The sequence below is a fragment of the Sphaerisporangium sp. TRM90804 genome (assembly GCF_029846175.1).
Lineage (GTDB): Bacteria > Actinomycetota > Actinomycetes > Streptosporangiales > Streptosporangiaceae > Sphaerisporangium.
Genome location: NZ_JARWAC010000025.1, coordinates 1 through 16,636, shown reverse-complemented (window position 1 = coordinate 16,636; position 16,636 = coordinate 1). Strand labels below are relative to the sequence as shown.

22 protein-coding genes are annotated in these 16,636 nt (G+C 66.7%); 7 read left to right on the top strand and 15 right to left on the bottom strand.

From position 1 onward, the window contains the following. Window positions 1–11 precede the first annotated feature (11 nt). The 8 genes from PYR91_RS27990 to PYR91_RS27955 all read right to left on the bottom strand — a co-directional run bounded on the left by PYR91_RS27990 (window position 12) and on the right by PYR91_RS27955 (window position 3,885). On the bottom strand, window positions 12–353 hold the full coding sequence (locus PYR91_RS27990; protein WP_279784490.1) for a hypothetical protein: 342 nt from the start codon (window positions 351–353) through the stop codon (window positions 12–14). Further along, the gene (locus PYR91_RS27985) at window positions 350–631 is read right to left on the bottom strand and encodes a hypothetical protein (RefSeq protein WP_279784489.1); all 282 of its coding nucleotides are present in this window, start codon (window positions 629–631) and stop codon (window positions 350–352) included. Before PYR91_RS27985 ends, PYR91_RS27990 begins: the two co-directional genes overlap by 4 nt. After that, window positions 631–1,050, bottom strand: a complete 420-nt coding sequence (locus tag PYR91_RS27980) for a plasmid replication, integration and excision activator (RefSeq protein WP_279784487.1) — start codon at window positions 1,048–1,050, stop codon at window positions 631–633. The genes PYR91_RS27985 and PYR91_RS27980 overlap by 1 nt, the downstream gene beginning before the upstream one ends. Before the next feature lie 109 nt (window positions 1,051–1,159). Next, window positions 1,160–1,900, bottom strand: coding sequence for a GntR family transcriptional regulator (locus PYR91_RS27975; protein WP_279784775.1), 741 nt, complete (start codon window positions 1,898–1,900; stop codon window positions 1,160–1,162). 57 nt (window positions 1,901–1,957) lie between these two features. Next, complete coding sequence (locus PYR91_RS27970; RefSeq protein WP_279784485.1) at window positions 1,958–2,197, bottom strand: hypothetical protein; 240 nt, start codon at window positions 2,195–2,197, stop codon at window positions 1,958–1,960. A gap of 21 nt (window positions 2,198–2,218) precedes the next feature. Next, the gene (locus PYR91_RS27965) at window positions 2,219–2,482 is read right to left on the bottom strand and encodes a hypothetical protein (RefSeq protein WP_279784483.1); all 264 of its coding nucleotides are present in this window, start codon (window positions 2,480–2,482) and stop codon (window positions 2,219–2,221) included. Beyond that, a complete protein-coding gene (locus PYR91_RS27960) occupies window positions 2,469–2,816 on the bottom strand; it encodes a hypothetical protein (RefSeq protein WP_279784481.1) in 348 nt (115 codons plus the stop codon). The genes PYR91_RS27965 and PYR91_RS27960 overlap by 14 nt, the downstream gene beginning before the upstream one ends. Before the next feature lie 283 nt (window positions 2,817–3,099). Further along, the gene (locus PYR91_RS27955) at window positions 3,100–3,885 is read right to left on the bottom strand and encodes a GntR family transcriptional regulator (RefSeq protein WP_279784479.1); all 786 of its coding nucleotides are present in this window, start codon (window positions 3,883–3,885) and stop codon (window positions 3,100–3,102) included. A 74-nt stretch (window positions 3,886–3,959) separates the two neighbouring features. Between PYR91_RS27955 and PYR91_RS27950 the strand changes: the two genes are divergently transcribed. Continuing rightward, a complete protein-coding gene (locus tag PYR91_RS27950) occupies window positions 3,960–4,388 on the top strand; it encodes an NUDIX domain-containing protein (RefSeq protein ID WP_279784477.1) in 429 nt (142 codons plus the stop codon). Window positions 4,389–4,683: 295 nt separating this feature from the next. Here the strand turns inward: PYR91_RS27950 and PYR91_RS27945 are convergent, their stop codons facing one another. The 3 genes from PYR91_RS27945 to PYR91_RS27935 form a co-directional block, all read right to left on the bottom strand. After that, entirely contained in the window at window positions 4,684–5,409 is a 726-nt protein-coding gene (locus tag PYR91_RS27945) for a hypothetical protein (RefSeq protein WP_279784475.1), read from the bottom strand. Between the two features lie 385 nt (window positions 5,410–5,794). Next, entirely contained in the window at window positions 5,795–6,427 is a 633-nt protein-coding gene (locus PYR91_RS27940; protein WP_279784473.1) for a DUF4365 domain-containing protein, read from the bottom strand. 589 nt (window positions 6,428–7,016) lie between these two features. Next, window positions 7,017–7,844 carry an NAD(P)H-binding protein gene (locus tag PYR91_RS27935; protein ID WP_279784471.1) on the bottom strand — a complete coding sequence of 276 codons (828 nt, stop codon included), beginning with the start codon at window positions 7,842–7,844 and terminating at the stop codon, window positions 7,017–7,019. Between the two features lie 97 nt (window positions 7,845–7,941). Here PYR91_RS27935 and PYR91_RS27930 point away from each other — a divergent pair, with 97 nt between their 5' ends. Then, window positions 7,942–8,346 (top strand): helix-turn-helix domain-containing protein, encoded by a 405-nt coding sequence (locus PYR91_RS27930; protein ID WP_279784469.1) that lies wholly within the window; start codon window positions 7,942–7,944, stop codon window positions 8,344–8,346. A gap of 869 nt (window positions 8,347–9,215) precedes the next feature. Then, window positions 9,216–10,946 carry a glycoside hydrolase family 6 protein gene (locus PYR91_RS27925; RefSeq protein WP_279784467.1) on the top strand — a complete coding sequence of 577 codons (1,731 nt, stop codon included), beginning with the start codon at window positions 9,216–9,218 and terminating at the stop codon, window positions 10,944–10,946. A 159-nt stretch (window positions 10,947–11,105) separates the two neighbouring features. Here the strand turns inward: PYR91_RS27925 and PYR91_RS27920 are convergent, their stop codons facing one another. Continuing rightward, complete coding sequence (locus tag PYR91_RS27920) at window positions 11,106–11,927, bottom strand: cellulose binding domain-containing protein (protein ID WP_279784465.1); 822 nt, start codon at window positions 11,925–11,927, stop codon at window positions 11,106–11,108. Window positions 11,928–12,282: 355 nt separating this feature from the next. Continuing rightward, the gene (locus tag PYR91_RS27915; protein ID WP_279784463.1) at window positions 12,283–12,921 is read right to left on the bottom strand and encodes a LysE family translocator; all 639 of its coding nucleotides are present in this window, start codon (window positions 12,919–12,921) and stop codon (window positions 12,283–12,285) included. A gap of 209 nt (window positions 12,922–13,130) precedes the next feature. Here PYR91_RS27915 and PYR91_RS27910 point away from each other — a divergent pair, with 209 nt between their 5' ends. Further along, window positions 13,131–13,634 carry a hypothetical protein gene (locus PYR91_RS27910; RefSeq protein WP_279784461.1) on the top strand — a complete coding sequence of 168 codons (504 nt, stop codon included), beginning with the start codon at window positions 13,131–13,133 and terminating at the stop codon, window positions 13,632–13,634. A 127-nt stretch (window positions 13,635–13,761) separates the two neighbouring features. On the opposite strand, the gene PYR91_RS27905 is transcribed toward PYR91_RS27910, so the two are convergent. Together PYR91_RS27905 and PYR91_RS27900 are read right to left on the bottom strand one after the other, a co-directional pair. Continuing rightward, entirely contained in the window at window positions 13,762–14,121 is a 360-nt protein-coding gene (locus PYR91_RS27905; RefSeq protein WP_279784460.1) for a nuclear transport factor 2 family protein, read from the bottom strand. Between the two features lie 2 nt (window positions 14,122–14,123). After that, window positions 14,124–14,435, bottom strand: a complete 312-nt coding sequence (locus PYR91_RS27900; protein ID WP_279784458.1) for a hypothetical protein — start codon at window positions 14,433–14,435, stop codon at window positions 14,124–14,126. Between the two features lie 199 nt (window positions 14,436–14,634). Here PYR91_RS27900 and PYR91_RS27895 point away from each other — a divergent pair, with 199 nt between their 5' ends. The 3 genes from PYR91_RS27895 to PYR91_RS27885 all read left to right on the top strand — a co-directional run bounded on the left by PYR91_RS27895 (window position 14,635) and on the right by PYR91_RS27885 (window position 16,415). Next, window positions 14,635–15,069, top strand: a complete 435-nt coding sequence (locus tag PYR91_RS27895) for a MarR family transcriptional regulator (protein ID WP_279784456.1) — start codon at window positions 14,635–14,637, stop codon at window positions 15,067–15,069. 52 nt (window positions 15,070–15,121) lie between these two features. Beyond that, window positions 15,122–15,361, top strand: a complete 240-nt coding sequence (locus PYR91_RS27890) for a hypothetical protein (protein ID WP_279784454.1) — start codon at window positions 15,122–15,124, stop codon at window positions 15,359–15,361. Window positions 15,362–15,452: 91 nt separating this feature from the next. Further along, entirely contained in the window at window positions 15,453–16,415 is a 963-nt protein-coding gene (locus PYR91_RS27885; protein ID WP_279784452.1) for an SDR family NAD(P)-dependent oxidoreductase, read from the top strand. Window positions 16,416–16,636: the final 221 nt, after the last annotated feature.

Here is a 16,636-nt window from a genome sequence, read left to right as displayed (position 1 = left end):
CCGCTAAACGATCAGGCCGCCTTGCCGGGCGTCGCCTGACCAGTACCGGTACCGGTGTCGCCGGAGTCGCCGACGTGCTCGTCACGCAGCCGTTCACAGTCGGCCAGGAACCGGGCAGCGGCCTCGAACAGGTCGCGGGCGAAGCGCACGTGCGCGTCGGTGACCGTGGTGTGCTTGGTCGTGCCGATGTTCACTTTGGCGTCGCCGTGGTCCACCGACAGGAACGCAAGCGGGCCGTCGGTGGCGGGGTAGTACTGGACCCGCGCGTGCTCGTCGGGGTAGACGGACACATCGACCACAGGTGACCGGCCCGGCCGCATGCTGATCGTCGTGTAGCTGTAGCCGCCGCTCATGCCACGCCTTCCTTCCGCTTGGACTCCTGCCGGACCTGAACCAGATACAGCCGCTCGACCTCAGCGGCGAAGGCGCCGGCCTGATCGGCCATCTCCCGGGCGAACATCACCGAGGCGTAGTCCACCCGGTTGGCATGCAACGTCACCTTGATGACCGCGTTGCCCGCCGCGACCTCCAGGATCGGCGTGCGGTGCGGGTAGGCCAGACACGCCACCCGCCCCCGCCCGTCCACATGTAACGCCGTGCTCTGCCAGGACCCGTTGACCCGGCCGCCCATCAGGCCGCGTCCTTACCGCTCACGCTCACCGCGACCTTGGCCGGACCGGCACCGGTCCGGGGAGCGCGCATCTCCCGCGCCCGGAAGGAGAACGCCTGCCGCTCGTTGTTGACCCACGGGGTGACGGTCATGCCGTCGAACTCCACCGGGATGAACGGCAACCCCTGAAGGGGAGCCGGCGGCACCGGCTGAACCGGGGCGCTCACCTTGACCTTGACCGTCTTCTCTCGCGCCTCGGGGTCACAGTCGATCACCGTGACCTGCCACACGAACTCCCCCGTCGCCTTGTCCCGCGCGAACACCGGCTTACCGGCCGACGACGCCGCGAAGTCCCTGACCTGCTCCACCTCCCCGACCATGTAGCACCCGTACGGGAACACATGCTCAAAGCCGATCGGGATCGCACCACGTATACCCACGTCGTTCTCCTGTCGTTCTGTTGCCAACTCGAACTGTCGAGTTGAATCTAACCTCTAAACGTCTACTCGTCTAGATGAGTTTCGGCGTGAGTGTGTGACATAGGTCACATCACACCGAATAGGTGTCATCCAACTCGTGCAGGGTGCCCGGCATGGCGATGTCGACCACCAACACCACCCGTCCCGTTGAGTCGAAGACCCGGGCCAGGACGCCGAGCACAGCCGCGGAGTCGCTCAGCTTGAACACCTCGACCTCGTGCGGCAAGGGATGCCGCGCCGACAGCCGTTCAACCACGTGGTCCAGGCGCAGCCCCTTGACCGCCTGCACGTGCCGGCCCACGCTGACCGACAGAGCCTGTTCCCGGCCGAGGTCGGTTCCTTCGGCCATCTCGATGGGACACCAGAAGGTGACCAGCTCGACCGGCTCGTCCCCCTCACTCATCAGCAGGCGACGCATCACCATCGGGGTTCCAACCGGGAGCGACAGCATGCCCGCCACGTTGCCCGGAGCCGGCCCCGATCCTGCCTGGATCACCGCCGCATCGCTTCCGGACTCCACCCGATCCAGCACGGCGCGGCCCGGCCTGGAACCTTCCCTGCCTCCCACAGGCGGCATGGTCTTCACGTAGGAGCCCTTGCCGTGCTCCCGGCTGATGATCCCGCGAAGCTGCAACACCTGAAGCGCCCGCACCACCGTCGGACGACTCACCGCGAACTCACGGATCAGTTGGGCCTCTGAGGGGAGTTGGCCACCGGGAGGATAGGTGCCGTCCTCGATCTTGCGTCGTATCGCCGTCACGATCCGGGCGTACTTCGGCGGCGCGTACTCATCCTCTGCGGACATGACCACCAACAACTACTCGACTGTTCGACAGCCCAGCACGGCGGCCCTGGCGTCCACTTGCACTCACCGGCGCCGGTCCCGTTCCCCCAGGTGTGCCGGTGGCGTGCCCGTTTCCTCCCGCCGATGCCAGGGCGTCATGTGCCACAGGTCGAGCCAGGCCAGGGCCATAACGCCGACGAGAGCAGCCAAAGCGATCAGCATGTCCCGAGGCGAACCGGCGCCGGCGACGATCGCGAGCCCCGCTGCGCCACCGGAGACGAAAGCCCACGGGTTGAGCGAACGTCCGATACGCCTGAGTCGCATAACGCCTCCATGAATAGGTGATCAGTGTTCTCCCGGCACACGAGGCCGGTCTTCGATCCGCGTTTCGGCGGCGAGATGGGACGCCAACTCGTCCAGGGTGGCCGCGCATCGCACGTTCGACAGGCCGCGAGCCAGCGCAACGCCCGGCAGACAGTGCCGCCGCACGGCGACCCACCCGCCACTGATGCCGTCGGAGATGTCCCAGCGCATGCCGTACTTGCTTTGCAGCCCCGCCAAAGTGACGGCCGGGCGCATCGCCGGGATCGACGGCTCAACGCGGGCCATGGTCGCGCCTGGTGTCTGTCTCCAACCAGGGCACCCGATGAAGACGCCGCATCTGCGCGTACCGGAACGCGATCCGGCGGGCCGCGCGATCAGGGTCAAGAGCCGGATGCCAGGCGTACACGATGCGGCGGTTCTGCGGGTTCCACCCTGTCCGCCACCAGAAACGATCACCGTTACACCAGACGACCAGACCGACCCAGACCGAGACGAGCGCCAGCCCATAGCCGTCATGCACGTCGGAGGAAATGCCATGCGCGGCGAGCCCGGTCTTCAACGTCTGTGCCGTCTCCAAAGCCAAACGCCCGTCCCAGACCGGGCGCCGCCCCGCGCTCACCACCCTCCCTCCATGGGGATGCCGGCAGGCAACTGCGCACCCCAGCACGTGGAACACCGCCCACGGACACGAGAACCAGACGCGGCCTCACCGGGACCCGCGACCAACTCACGCCGCGAACTGACGTACTTCCACCCGCGTCCTTCGCAGGACGCACACCGCTCAGTTGGCATGACGCTCGACTCCGCTCGGGATCAGCAACCAGCAATCCCAAGGCGTCTACTCGCCTAGAGGAGTGATTGGCTGACTCCTTTATGACTCCTCTAGAGGAGTTCGTCAAGCCCTATCGCGCGGGCAGCTCGTACGACAGCACGTAGGCATCACTGGACATCACCGTGTCACAGACCTCGACCGCCTTGCCGTCCGTCGTATACGCAGTCCTGACCAGGCGAAAGACCGGAACACCAGGGGCCAGCCGGAGCGCTCGCATCTCCTCACGCAGCGGCATCCGCGACCGGATGTCCTCAACGAAATGATCCAGCCGGTACCCCAACTCCTCCAGCCGGGCATAGATCCCACCCGGCCCACTGTCCGGCTCCGCGATCCGCGTACCCATCGCGATCTCAGCAGGGATGTACGAAACCGCCGTCTCGACCGGTTGACCATTGATCAGGTAGCGACGAGATCGACGGATCACCCGAGCGTCCTCGGCCAGCCCGAGGAGCGTAGCCACATCGGCCGGCGCCTCCTCCTCGGTGATCCGGATCGAGTCGACCGACGGCTTACCGCCGGCCCCCTCGGTCTCGGCGATAAACGCCGCTTTACCCTCCTGGCGATGACGACGGGCAAACCGGTCAGAGGCCAGCCGCCGGACCGGGGGATGAGAGCGCACGAACACGCCGCGCCCATGCTCGGCGACCGTCAGCCCTTCGCTCTGGAGCACCTGGAGCGCGTTGCGGATCGTCATCCGTGCGACGCCGTAGTGCTGCATCAGCTGAGCCTCCGAGGGCACCTTGTCCCCCTCGGCCAAAGTGCCCTGCTCGATCGCCTCACGAATATGATCAGCGATCTGCCGGAACACCGCCCGATCACTGGTCGGGTCCAGCTCAGGCAACGACAACTCAGCCACGACCCGACTCCTCAACTCGTACATACGTGTACTACGGTCGAGGATAGCGACCAGCACCGCCGGAGGTAATCCCGATGGATCACCACAACACGCACTCCGTCAGCGTGGCAGGCGTGATCATCGACGACCAAGGCCGCGCCCTTCTCACCCAACGCCGCGACAACGGCCACTGGGAAGCCCCCGGCGGCATCCTCGAACGCAACGAGGACATCATCACCGGCCTTGTCCGCGAGGTCCGCGAAGAAACCGGCCTCGACATCGACCCCGTCACCCTCACCGGCGTCTACAAGAACATGACCCGCAACATCGTCGCCCTGGTCTTCCGCTGCAAGGTCATCGGCGGCCAACTCACCGAGACCGACGAAGCCCGCTCCTTCCGCTGGGTCACCCCGGACGACGTCCGCTCCCTGGCGTCTGAAGCCTTCGCCATCCGCGTCCTAGACGCCATGCATCACGACCAGCCGCCGGCCATCCGCCACCACGACGGCACGAACCTGCTCTGAGCCAGCACTGCGTGATCTCGCTGACGTAGCGCAGATCTTGCCGAATTGTTCTCTTAGGTATCAAGGCGGCAGCGCTCCGCGCCGCCGCACGGCCCGCCGCCCGCCCGCCGTCCGGGCGTGCGGCGTGGACGCCGGTCCCGGCCGGCGGCGGGAACGCGGGCCGCCCGTCGCACCGGCACTCGCCGACCGCAACCCAACCCACCGACCCGGAACGCGCCGCCGCGCAGATACAGCATGAAGGTCACCCTGATGTGTAGCTAGCATTTGAATCGCTTAACGCGAACGACTCAGATGCTCACGAAAATTTCTCGAACAACATTTTCATCACCGCCAACTGAGACGGCACGTCAACGACATCTCCTTGAAACTTGTATATACCCTCGCGTTCCTCTATATTCTGCAATCGAACTTCAATCCAACCCTTCACGGGCGAGGCAGACGTCAAATCGCCATTAATGCGCACACTAAAGGCTTCGATTGCGAATGGCGTGTAGCTTACCTTATACCCAAGATGTGAATCATTATCTGTCGAATTAGCCAAGGGTGGCCCTTCTAATTCCAGATCGACTGGCGGCCGCAGATACGACTCGGTAACTTTCAAAAAGTACCAGAGCACCTCTTCTAGATCCGAACATTGCTCCCAGTCGGGCGGTTCGGCATCGTCGTGCTCTACGGAATTACGAAGTTTATTCAACTTTCGCAGCATCCGCTGCCGGATTATTCCCAATTGTTCGAGCGTGTTCAGCCAATTCCCGGCGTCATCCACAGGCATTGCGCGTAAATTAAGCTCTTCTGCGAGATGCTCCAGGCGAGCACGCATCGCACGCTTAAGCGCGAGTATTCCGTCTATTCTATTGTATAGTCCGGTATCAGACGACAGGCGATGCACTGCATGCAGATATGCCTTGCTAGCCCTGATGCCCAGTGGGTCAGTTCTGCCATCACCGCCCGGCTTACCACCTCCCGAAAATGACCAAACATCCCGATCGATACAGATCCAAGCTTTTCCATCAATCTGCATAATTACAAGGATACAGGTTGAGGTCATTAAAGGCATTCCGAACAGCGACACCGGTGACCAGCATGCCCAGACAATGATCGCCTATGGCTCTGATCGATCTAATCGCTCATCCACGCCGCCGCCCGGCCCGCCACCCGAACGCCGCCCGGCCGGGCATGCAGCGTGGACGCCGGGTCCCTGGCCGGCACTGGGAGCGCTGACCGCCCGCCGCACCCAGCACCCGCCGACCGCACCCATGCAGCACGACGATCGCCCTGCGATGGCCGGCCATCACACGGGGTCGGGGGCGATCGAAGGTCCGGGGCTTCGTTCCTCAGCCCCGGACCACCGAATTAGCTCCGTCACCTGGAAAGAAAGTGACGGAAGGGTTTAGAGCCAAGCGAATCTAAGCTTCAGCGTCCCTTGGAGGCCATTCGGCGACCACCTCTCCCTTATTACGCCAAAAAGGTTCTCGGCGCCACATGGGAATAGAGCGACCAAAGCAAACGCTTACCTCCAGCAGTTTTTGTTCGTTCCAGGGACGAGCGTCCGGAAGATAATATATGTGCCATCCGGACACGCTAACTATCTGCAATAGTGCGTTCCGACTCCACTCGGTAGCAAGGTTATTGCGCTCCGGCACCCACAGTTTCCAGCCTCCTCTTTCCGTCGGTGCCAACGCAGGAGACTCCGCGTGCGCCATCTGCCAATAACCCTGCCGCGAGATCGGGTCGTATATAACCATGACCACTGGAAGACTATAGGATGCCCAGTAATATACGTGATCCTCGGTCGGCCGAAGAATCCACCCATCGCCGCAACGTTCCCGGAAATAGCTGGAGCCGGATTTTATCTGCAAGGCAAAGAGTTTGCCGGTGACCAAATCTGACCAGTTTTCATCGACTATTTCGACGTGTGCATCAATGCCGAAATCGCTGATCGGCTGCTCACGAAAGAGCCAACGGTACTGATCATCGAATACCTGTTGGCAGTAACTCACGCCTTGGCGAGAGGTGTGGTGCTCTTCAGGCCTATGCACGAATGCATGGTCCCACGCACCATCATCTGGCGACTACTCGGACGGGCCTGTCGATCATCGGCGACGCATCTGTCTACTGACGTGAGGACCTTGGCTGTACAGCCACAGCTACAGCCAAGGGGGCGAGCGAGGGCAGACTTTGGCGGACGTCTGCGGACGCCGCGTGTCCAGATCAGAGCCCACGGAGCTTGATCGAATCGGCTACTTTTAATCCGTAGGTTCAGGGTTCGAATCCCTGGCGGCCCACCCTTATCTACCAGGGCAGACTCCCGGATACCATGATCCAGACTTCTGCCCGGGTTCAGTTCGGGTTGCAGTTGTCAGCACCGGGGTTGCGGTCGCCGGCCTCGGTCATCCCACAGCGCCCGACCCATCCGCGCCGCCGCATCGCTCGCCAGCTTCGACGTGACGTGGGTGTACCGCTTGGTCGTGGTGTCGTCATAGCTGGCAAGTAACAGCGCCTGAGGGCTTGCGGTGGGAACAAGGATGTGCGGTCTGCGGGATGAGGCGGCGCTGGTGCAGCCCAAGCCCAAGGGCGCCAGGCACGAGGCGTGGTCGGCGCCGCGTTCCTCGCGGCACTGGGTGGGAACTATTCGAAGGCCGCGATGTTTCGCACCGCCCACTCGGCGAAGGTACGGGGCGAGCGGCCGAGGATCCGCTCGAGGTCCGGGCTCACCTGCTGCTCGGCGGCCTTCGGCCTGCCCAGGATGTCAAGGGTGGACTCCACGATCGGCTCGGGCATGAACTGCAGCATCTGTGCCCGAGCCTCCGCACGGCTCTGCTCGACGAACTGGACCGGCTCACCCAGCGCGTCGCTGATCGCCATCGTCTGCTGGCGAGGTGAAATCGGTGCCGGTCCGGTCAGCACATACGCCTTGCCGACATGACCGGCGTCCAGCAACACCGCTGCGGCGACCTCGGCGATGTCGGCCGGATCGATGGTCGGCAGCGCGACATCACCGAACGGCGCGGTGACCATCCGTCGCGTGCGGACCATCTCGGCCCACTGCAACGTGTTGGAGTCAAAGCCTCCTGGCCGCAGCAGTGTCCAATCGAGATCCGACTGCGTCAGGGGGTCCTCCAGTGTTGAAGGGTGGCTTCCCGTGGCAACGCCCTGGGAGGACAGCAGGACAATCCGGCGGATCCCGCCTGCTTCAGCTACGTCGAGGACGTCGCTGACGTTGCCGCCGACCGCCACGAAGTCGCCCGAGGTCAGCAGGAACAGCGTTTCGGCACCATCGAGTGCGGGCGCGAGGCTTTCCGGCTGGGCGAGGTCGGCCTGCTGATGCCGTACTCCGGCTGGAACGTCCTGCGGTGAGACTCTCCGCGACACTGCGGTCACCTGTTCGCCGGCCGCGATCAGCGCCTGCATGAGTGGCTGTCCGACGTTGCCGGTGGCTCCAGTCACCACAATCATGTTCACTCCCAGTTCTCGATGTCCGTGGACTCGATGGAAGCTACTAGGGCTGTGATAGTAGGTACCTAGAGGAAAGTATTGGGGAGAAGGGCTTATCGTGACCAACGACACAGCGTCGGCATCTCCCGTCGCGGTCGCCCCGGAGCAGGCGTGTCCGATCACTCCGGTGGTCGACATCGTCTTCAGCCGCTGGACCACTTCGATCCTGTGGACGCTCCACGAATACGGGCGGCATCGGTTCGTGGAGCTGGAACGCCGCATCACCACCATCACGCCCAAGGTACTGACCGAACGACTGCGGCAACTGGAGCGCGACGGGCTCGTTGTGCGCACCTATCACCCCGAGGTTCCACCGCGGGTGGAGTACGAGATCAGCGACTTGGGGCGCAGCCTCGGGCCGCTGTTCGCGGCACTCGCAGGCTGGTCGGTCAACCTGGGCAAGGTCGAACAAGCCCGGCTGGAATACGACGCCAAGGAACCGGCCCGCGGCCGTCGAAAGTAATGCCCGAAGGCTTGGCCAGAACCCTCAAGACTCCGGCACCGTGAGGGTTGCCGGGTCTTCTTGCTTCCACACGTCTTCATCTTGAATGACGCCTTCATCGATTTTCAACGCGCGGAAACCGGGACACCCAGTCGGCAGGCTATGCTGGCCGACGCCAGTTAGTGATCACCGTATTGCGACGACGCCTCGAAGGCGACTTGAGCTAACACGCCGGCCGCTCGGAGGTTCCGCCTCACGGATCACCTGGGCGTATACCCGATGGATAGCCGCTGGTCGGCCTACTCTGTCGTTATCGCGTGCTCCGGTACCTCCGGCCGCCGTCGCGTACACGTGTAGCGCCCAGCGGGGCGAAGAGGAACATCCGCTGGCAGTGGTTTGAGGGAGTCACGGAGAATCTGGGGTATCGGGATCCAGCCCTTCGCTTTGCACAGGCTCATCGCCCCTCTCCGCTGCGCTGTTGCTCGTGGATGCGCCAGACGATTGTTTGAGTGCGGGCTGAACGTGAGCACTCCGCATGGTTGCAGGTGCGCGGCTTGGCAAGGCTCGAAGCGAGCGCCGATAAGCGCGGGATCTTCGTGGTCTGGGTTTCCATTGAGGAGGCTCGCCGGGCGGCGAAGGGGTGAAGCTTTCAGGAGGGCGGGCGGGTTGCGGGGACTGTGAAGATGTTCCTTCCGAGCTAGGGGGGCTGATCGCGGTCGGGGGGCGGGGTGCGGGGGGCGCGCGGCCGGGTGCGCGGTGTACAGGCGTGCGTGAGGGGCGAATCGTAGTGGTCGCCCCCTTCTCCGCCCTGGGGGTTTCTCCGTGGCCCGGTTTCGAGGAGGCACGACGTGGTGGTGCGGTGGAGGACGCGGTGCCGGGGGACCTTGGCGATGGTCGCGGGAGTGGTGGCGTGCGCGGTGGTGGCGGTGGCCGTGCCCGCGCTGGCGGCGATGCCGCCGGCCACGTGCCGGGTGACGTATGTGAAGACCTGGGACAGCAGCGGACGGTTCGGGGCGAACATCACCATCGAGAACATGGCTCCGCGGATCACCTCGTGGCGGCTGACGTTCACCTGGCCAGGTGACCAGCGGGTGGACAACGGGTGGTACGCCACGTGGAGCCAGTCGGGCAGGAACGTGACGGCGGCGAACCTGCCGTACAACGGGCCCCTGAACCAGGGGCAGCGGATCACGATCGGTTTCAACGGGTCGTACACCGGCCCGAACTCGCCGCCCGCGCTGTTCCTGCTGAACGGCGTCGGCTGCCTCGGCCCCAACCCGCCGGTGACCCCGACGCCCACCCCGACCCCGACGCCCACCCCGACCCCGACGCCGACACCCACCCCCACACCGGATCCCGCGAGGGTCGACAACCCGTACGCCGGGGCCGACGGGTATGTCGACCCCACGTGGTCGGCCGCGGCGGCGGGTGAGCCCGGCGGGGCGGCGGTGGCGCGGACCTCGACCGGTGTGTGGCTGGACCGGATGTCCCGCATCGCGGGCACCTCCACGGCACCGGGGCTGCGGGCGCACCTCGACGAGGCGGTGCGGCAGGACGCCGCGAACGGCGCGACGCCGCTCACCATCCAGATCGTGCTGAACGACCTGCCCGACCGCAACTGCCTGCGGTACGCCAGCACCGGCGACTTCACCATCGCGGCGGACGGCCTCAACCAGTACCGCACCAGGTACGTCGACCCGATCGCCTCGATCCTCGCCGACCCGGCCTACCGGCGGTTGCGCGTCGTCGCGGTGGTCGAGCCGGACTTCCTGCCGGGCCTGGTGATGCCGACCGGCACCATGTACACCATCCACTGCGAACCGGTCCGCGCCAGCGGCGTCTACCCGCTGGCCGTGCGGTACGCCCTGGACCGCCTGTACGGCGTCCCCAACGTTTACACCTACCTCGACGCGTCCAACCACGGGAGGCTCGGCTGGGCGGACAACTTCCACCCGGCCGCCGAACTGCTGGCTAGCATCGGCAACGCCACCGGCGGCGGCCTGCCGCCCGTGCACGGCTTCACGGTGAACACCGCCGAGTGGGCCGCGCTCACCGAGCCGTTCTTCACCGCCTCCACGATGATCGCCGGGACCCCGGTGAAGTGGACCCGCTGGGTGGACTGGAACGACTATGTGGATGAGCTGTCGTTCGCCCAGGCGTTCCGGAACCGGCTGATCGCCGCCGGGTTCCCGCCCACCATCGGCATGGTGATCGACACCTCCCGCAACGGCTGGGGCGGCCCGGCCCGCCCGACGGCGCCGAGCACCTCCACCGACGCGAACACGTTCATCGACCAGTCCCGGATGGACCGCCGCGTCAGCCTCGCCAACTGGTGCAACCAGACCGGCGCCGGGCTCGGCGAGCGGCCGCGGGCCGATCCCGCGCCCGGCATCGACGCCTATGCCTGGATCAAGCCGCCCGGTGTCTCCGACGGGGCCAGCGCGGCGGACGTCGTGCCCAACCCGGAGAACATCCCGTTCGACCAGCGGTGCCACCCGCAGTTCCAGGAGCCGCGCGGCGCGTACGTGCCGGGCCAGGCGCTGCCGAACGCCCCGGTGGAGGGGCAGTGGTTCCCCACGCTGTTCCGGCAGCTCCTGGCCAACGCCCACCCGCCGCTGTAGCCGTCAGGCCCGCGCGGTCCTCATCGCCCGCTGGCGGGAGAGCGGCTACCAGACGGCGAGCCGCACCACGGCGCGGCTTCAGCGCTCGGGCGAACACGTCGGCCGCCGACGCTTCCGCCGATCGGGTCGCGTGTGCGTAGACCCGAAGGGTGATCGCGTCTATGAGGGGGGCCATACCTCGGACGAGCAGCTGACGTCGTTGAGGTAGAACCCGCCGGGGGTGGGGGCCATGCCGCGGTGCACGGCGGTGAAGCCGGCCTGCACCGATCCACCTGGGGGGATGACGCGGTTCCAGGCCAGGTGCCGGGCGTTGAAGCGGGTACCGGTCTGGCTCCACGTCGCCCAGTACCCCGAGATGAGGCGCGGGGCCGGCGGCGCCCATGTGATGACCAGCGTCCAGCCGTTGATCGGGGTCGTACCGGTGTTGCTGATCGTGACCCGGGCGTTCTGACCGGTTCTCCGCGCCTCGGGTTCGTATTTCACATGGCAGTTGGAGACCGGTTCTGTGCGGGTCGGCGTGGGTGAGGGCGAGGGGTCGGGGAGGTCGTCGCGGGCGAGGGCCACGAACGGGTCGGAGGGCTCGCTGAGATTGCCCGCCGCATCCCTGGCGACCACGATGTAGGTGTAGGAGGTCCCGATGACCACGTCCCCATCGTGGAAGATCGGGTATGGGGACGTCCCGACCTTGACGTACCCGGTGACCGTCTGGCGTTGGACGTCATAAGCGACCACCCCGACATCGTCGGTGGACGGCTCCCAGCAGAACAACACGCCCTCGAAGTCGGAGGAGCAGCGGTCCCGGAAGCCGGTGGGCTTCGACGGAGGCGTGGTGTCGGCGGCGGCCCGTGCGCCGGACGCGGCGCCGAAGCCCGACGCGGAGGCCGCGGAGGCGGTCCCGTGCGCGCCGGGGACGACGGTCAGGGCGAGGGCGAGTGACGCGGCGGCCAGAGCCGCCCATGAACGTGGTGCGCGGAGTTCCATCCGTCCCCCTGTCGGATCCACTTCGGGCGAACACTTCTCGCAGCGAGCGTGGAACACGTCCGCTGCCCCGTAAAGCGGACACCGCGCCCCGCCACCGGACGCACAGCTCCCCGATGAACCTTTCACTCGACCGGCACGGGATCCGCTTTGAGCTTTCACGCCGCAGAGCGCGAGTCGCGAGTTGCCATGAACCTCGTCGGCGACCACCTGGAAGGGGGTACCGCCGTCAGCGACGACCGTGAGCTGCACGCCGAGCCGGCGGGTGCCGTCGCGACTCCCGACGCGTGGGGGTGGGCCGGGGGCACGGTGGGGGTGCGCTTCGGTGGTTGCTCGCTATCGCAGGGGCGTACGAGCCTTATGGCTGCCGTTGCACCGCCAGTCGTAGGCCGAAGCCGATCACGATGAGGCCCGTGAGCCGATCCAGGGCGCGCTTGACCGACGGCCTGTGCAACCAGCCGCGCAGGAGACCGGCGAACCCGATCAGCAGGGCGCTCCACAGCAATCCTTCACACACGTGGACGGCTGCCAGCATGACGCCCATCGCGGCGTGAGGGACGTCATCGGGCATGAACTGGGGAAGCACCGCGACGTAGAACGCGCCCACCTTCGGGTTGAGCGCATTGGTCAGCAGGCCGCGGCGGAACGTCGGCCACCATGCTCTGCTCTTGGGCTGGTCGGGTGCCGCCACCTCCCCCGCGCCGCCTCTACGGCTCCGCCAGAGCATCAGGCCGCCCATCCACACCAGGTAGACGACGCCTGCCCAGCGCAGCGTCTCGTAGGCGAGGGCAGAGGCCGCGAGGAGGGCGGACAGACCGGCCGCCGTCAGAAGGCCCCACATCAGCGTTCCCGCCTGTATACCGAGAACCACAGCCCATGCTGATCTTCTGTCGATGAGGAGTGAGGTGCGCAGGATCAGTGCCGTGTCCAGCCCCGGTGTCACCGTGAGCACTCCCACGATCAGCGCGAACGCGGCGAGCGACCCGTATATGTCCACGGACGTCACCATAACGTTGGGCAGGACTGCTGCTCGTCGCCCCTGCTGGGGCGTGCGACTCGCATGTCGTGCCGACCATCGCGGTCCGACAGGCATTTGGACGGGTTGCGGGCGCGCATTTCGCCACAGACCAGAGGGGGATGAGGCGCTTTCCTTGGGTTGTCGGCCCGACGGGGGCCGGGATCACCGAGTTGAAGGACTGAATGGAAATGCGTCGTCACATCGCCGCTCTCGCCCTCACCATCGCCGGTTTCGCCGGCATGGCGTCCCTGTCCGCTCCCGCGCAGGCGGCCTCGCCGATCACCGTTACGGTGAGCCTCGGCGGCATGTCGGTCACCGGGACGACCGGATCCGACCTGATCACCTTGGCCGAGGGCACCGGGGGCGCCATCAAGGTGACCGGGGTGGGCGTCACCTCCAGCGACACCGACTGCCAGCCGATCTCCGGCGGGGTCAGCTGCACGAAGGCCAGCACGATCATGGTCAACATGCGCCAGGGCGACGACATCGTCAACAACGACACCGTCGGCCGGTTCACCGAGATCTTCGGCTCGGCCGGCCACGACACCCTGTGGGGTGGCAGCGGCCGCGACGTCCTCGTCGGCGGCAGCGGTAACGACTTCCTGAACGGCCGTGGCGGCAACGACACGACCGACGGCGGAGCCGACACCGACAACTGCACCGGCGAGACCGAGGAGAACTGCGAGATCTGAGAGCGACCGGCCACGCGGAAGGGGACCGGTGGCGGGCCGGGCGTCCTACGGGGCGCCCGGCCCTTTCGCGTCCAGCCTCACCGGCAGCACGGCGGCCCCTCGTACACCGCCTGCCGGCGTTCCGCGGCTACACCATCGGGTTGCCGTTGACGGACGCGTCCGCGGTGACCTCCGGCTGGACGACGTCCCAGTGCTCGACGATCCGGCCGTTCTCGAGCCGGAAGATGTCGACGATGACGACCGGCGTCTCGGCCCAGCCCAGCACCCGGCTGTGCGTCATCACCAGGTCGCCGTCCTCGACGACGCGCGCGGGCTCCCAGGAGAAGCCCTCCAGGTGCGGCACGACCGCGCGCAACCCGTCCAGCCCGTTCGGCATCGTGGGGTTGTGCTGCAGATAGGGCTCGGCCCAGTACCGGTCGATCGCGGTCAGGTCCTTGTCGTGGAACAGTTCGCGCATCGCGGTCAGAACGATGTCCTTGTTGCTCACCGTCATGCCTCCTTGATCGATCCGACGAACGTGTAGATCTGGCCGTCGACCGTGACGTTGGAGTACAGGTCGCCGTTGGCGAAGTCCTCCACGTGCGTCACCGTCGCGCCGCTCTGCTCGCGCCAACTGTTCAGATACAGCCCCGGGCGCAGCTCCTTGACCGTGATGTCGACGGTCTCCGTGTGGCCGTCGGGTGCCAGCCCCGCGCCTTTGACCACCGTGAACGTGGCCGCCTGGGGGGAGTCGAAGCGGTAGCGCACCTGAAGCTCTCCGAGGTCGAACAGGAACGTTCGCCCCGCCAAATGATCGGACATCGGCCCGTACTCCTCTCTGCGCGGCCATGCGGTCGCGCTCTGACTTGAAGTTTCAAGTCACCTGGTGACTTTAACATTCAACTCAGCCGGGTTCGTTCCCCTGCCACCCGGCCGGATCTGCGAGGATGCTCCGGTGACGGCGAGACTCACTGCCCCGGAGCGCGCCGCGTGGCGCTCACTGGCGATGATGATTCACCTGGTGGATCTCGAACTGGAACGCCAGATCCAAGCTGACGCCGGCATGCCCCACTCGCACTACAAGGTCCTGGTGCTGCTGTCCGAGGCCCCGCGCCGCACCGTCGGCCTGAAGGAACTCGCCGAGTCGCTGCAGTACTCGCAGAGCCGGATCTCCCACGCGATGCGCGCGCTGGAGCGCGCCGAGCTCGTTCGCCGCGAGCCGACGCCCGAACCGGGACGGGCCCAGCAGGCCGTCCTCACCGGCAACGGCCTGGAACTGGTCCGGCGCGTCGGCCCCCTCCAGATCGCCGCGGTCCGGGCCCGCGTCCTCGCGGGCCTGACGCCGGTCCAGGTCGAGCACCTCAAGGAGATCGCCGACACCGTCGTCGCGACCCTTCAGGACGGGGGGTCCCGCTCGCTGAAGGGGGCTGCCCCGCACGGCTCTCCGAGTCCCTGAAGCGCCTCCTCCCCCGAGCCGAACAGGACGTGCCGCCGGGCAGCATGAAGGCATGCCCACCGACTACACGATTCAGATCGAGATGGAAGACGTGCACGGCGACTGGATCGTCGTCCGCCGGTTACCGCGGCTCACCGACGAACGGAGCTGCGCCGACCTGGCCAACCGGCTCGCGGACGACAACATGATCGCCGACGGCGCCGACTGGCGCGTACGGGTCTGGCTCGGTCACGATGCCGACGCCGAAGCCGAACCGCTGTGTGAGGTGGGGTGGAACGAGTACGAACCCTGACCGGTTCCTCCGGGGCGCGGTCGTGGCGCCGAGCGGCGCCGAGCGTACGCCCCTTGACCTGGACCTCGGTCCAGGCTCTAGCTTTCCGCTCATGACGACACCTCAACGCCGAGTCGGCTCCGGCTTCGGCGCACGGAGCACCGCGGACGACGTCCTGCGCGGGGTCGACCTGTCAGGGAAGGTCGCTGTAGTCACCGGCGGCTACTCGGGGCTCGGCCTGGAGACGACTCGCGCGCTCGCCCGCGCCGGGGCGCGTGTCATCGTGCCCGCCCGGCGGCGGTCGGTGGCCCAGGAGGCGGTGGCGGGGATCGAGGGTGTCGAGGTGGACGACCTCGATCTGGCCGATCTCGACAGCGTGCGTGAGTTCGCCCGGCGCTTCCTGGCGTCGGGCCGGGACCTCGACATCGTGATCAACAACGCCGGCGTCATGGCCTGCCCCGAGACACGGGTGGGGCCGGGGTGGGAGGCGCAGTTCGCCGTCAACCACCTGGGCCACTACGCGCTGGTCAACCGGCTCTGGCCGGCGATCAGGCGCGGTGGGGCGCGGGTGGTCGCCGTGTCCTCCGGCGCCCACGGGATCACGGGCATCCGCTGGGACGACGTGCAGTTCGAGCGTGGCTACGACAGGTGGCAGGCCTACGGGCAGGCCAAGACGGCGAACGTGTTGTTCGCCGCGCGGCTTGACGCGCTCGGCCGCGAGGCCGGGGTGCGGGCGTTCTCGGTGCACCCGGGCAGCATCCTCACCCCGCTGCAGCGCCACCTCCCGAAGGCGGAGATGGTCGCCTCGGGATGGATCGACGAGGACGGCAACCTGGCCGATCCCACCTTCAAGACGCCCGAGCAGGGTGCGGCGACGCAGGTGTGGGTGGCCACGTCCCCCCGGTTGGCGGGTATGGGCGGCGTGTACTGCGAGGACTGCGACATCGCGGAGCCGGCTGGTGGCGGTTCGGCCGGTGGGGTGCACGCCCACGCGACGGACCCCGGCGAGGCCGCGCGCCTGTGGGCACTGTCGGCGAACCTCACCGGCGTCGACGCGTTCGCGTCCGCGACCTGAATGCGTCGTCCGCCGACATCGACCGGCTTCCCGCCGTTAGTAGGCGCCGAAATCGCCGTACCACCTCGCACCGACGCGGCGCCGATTAAGGAACACGATGCCGGAGGGAAGGCGCGCCGAGGCCAGAGGAGGCGCGCGAAGGAGCGGCGACCTGGCGAGTTCCCGCCGTAGTAGGCGCCGAAATCGCCGTACCACCCCGCGCCGACGCGGCGCCGGTTGAG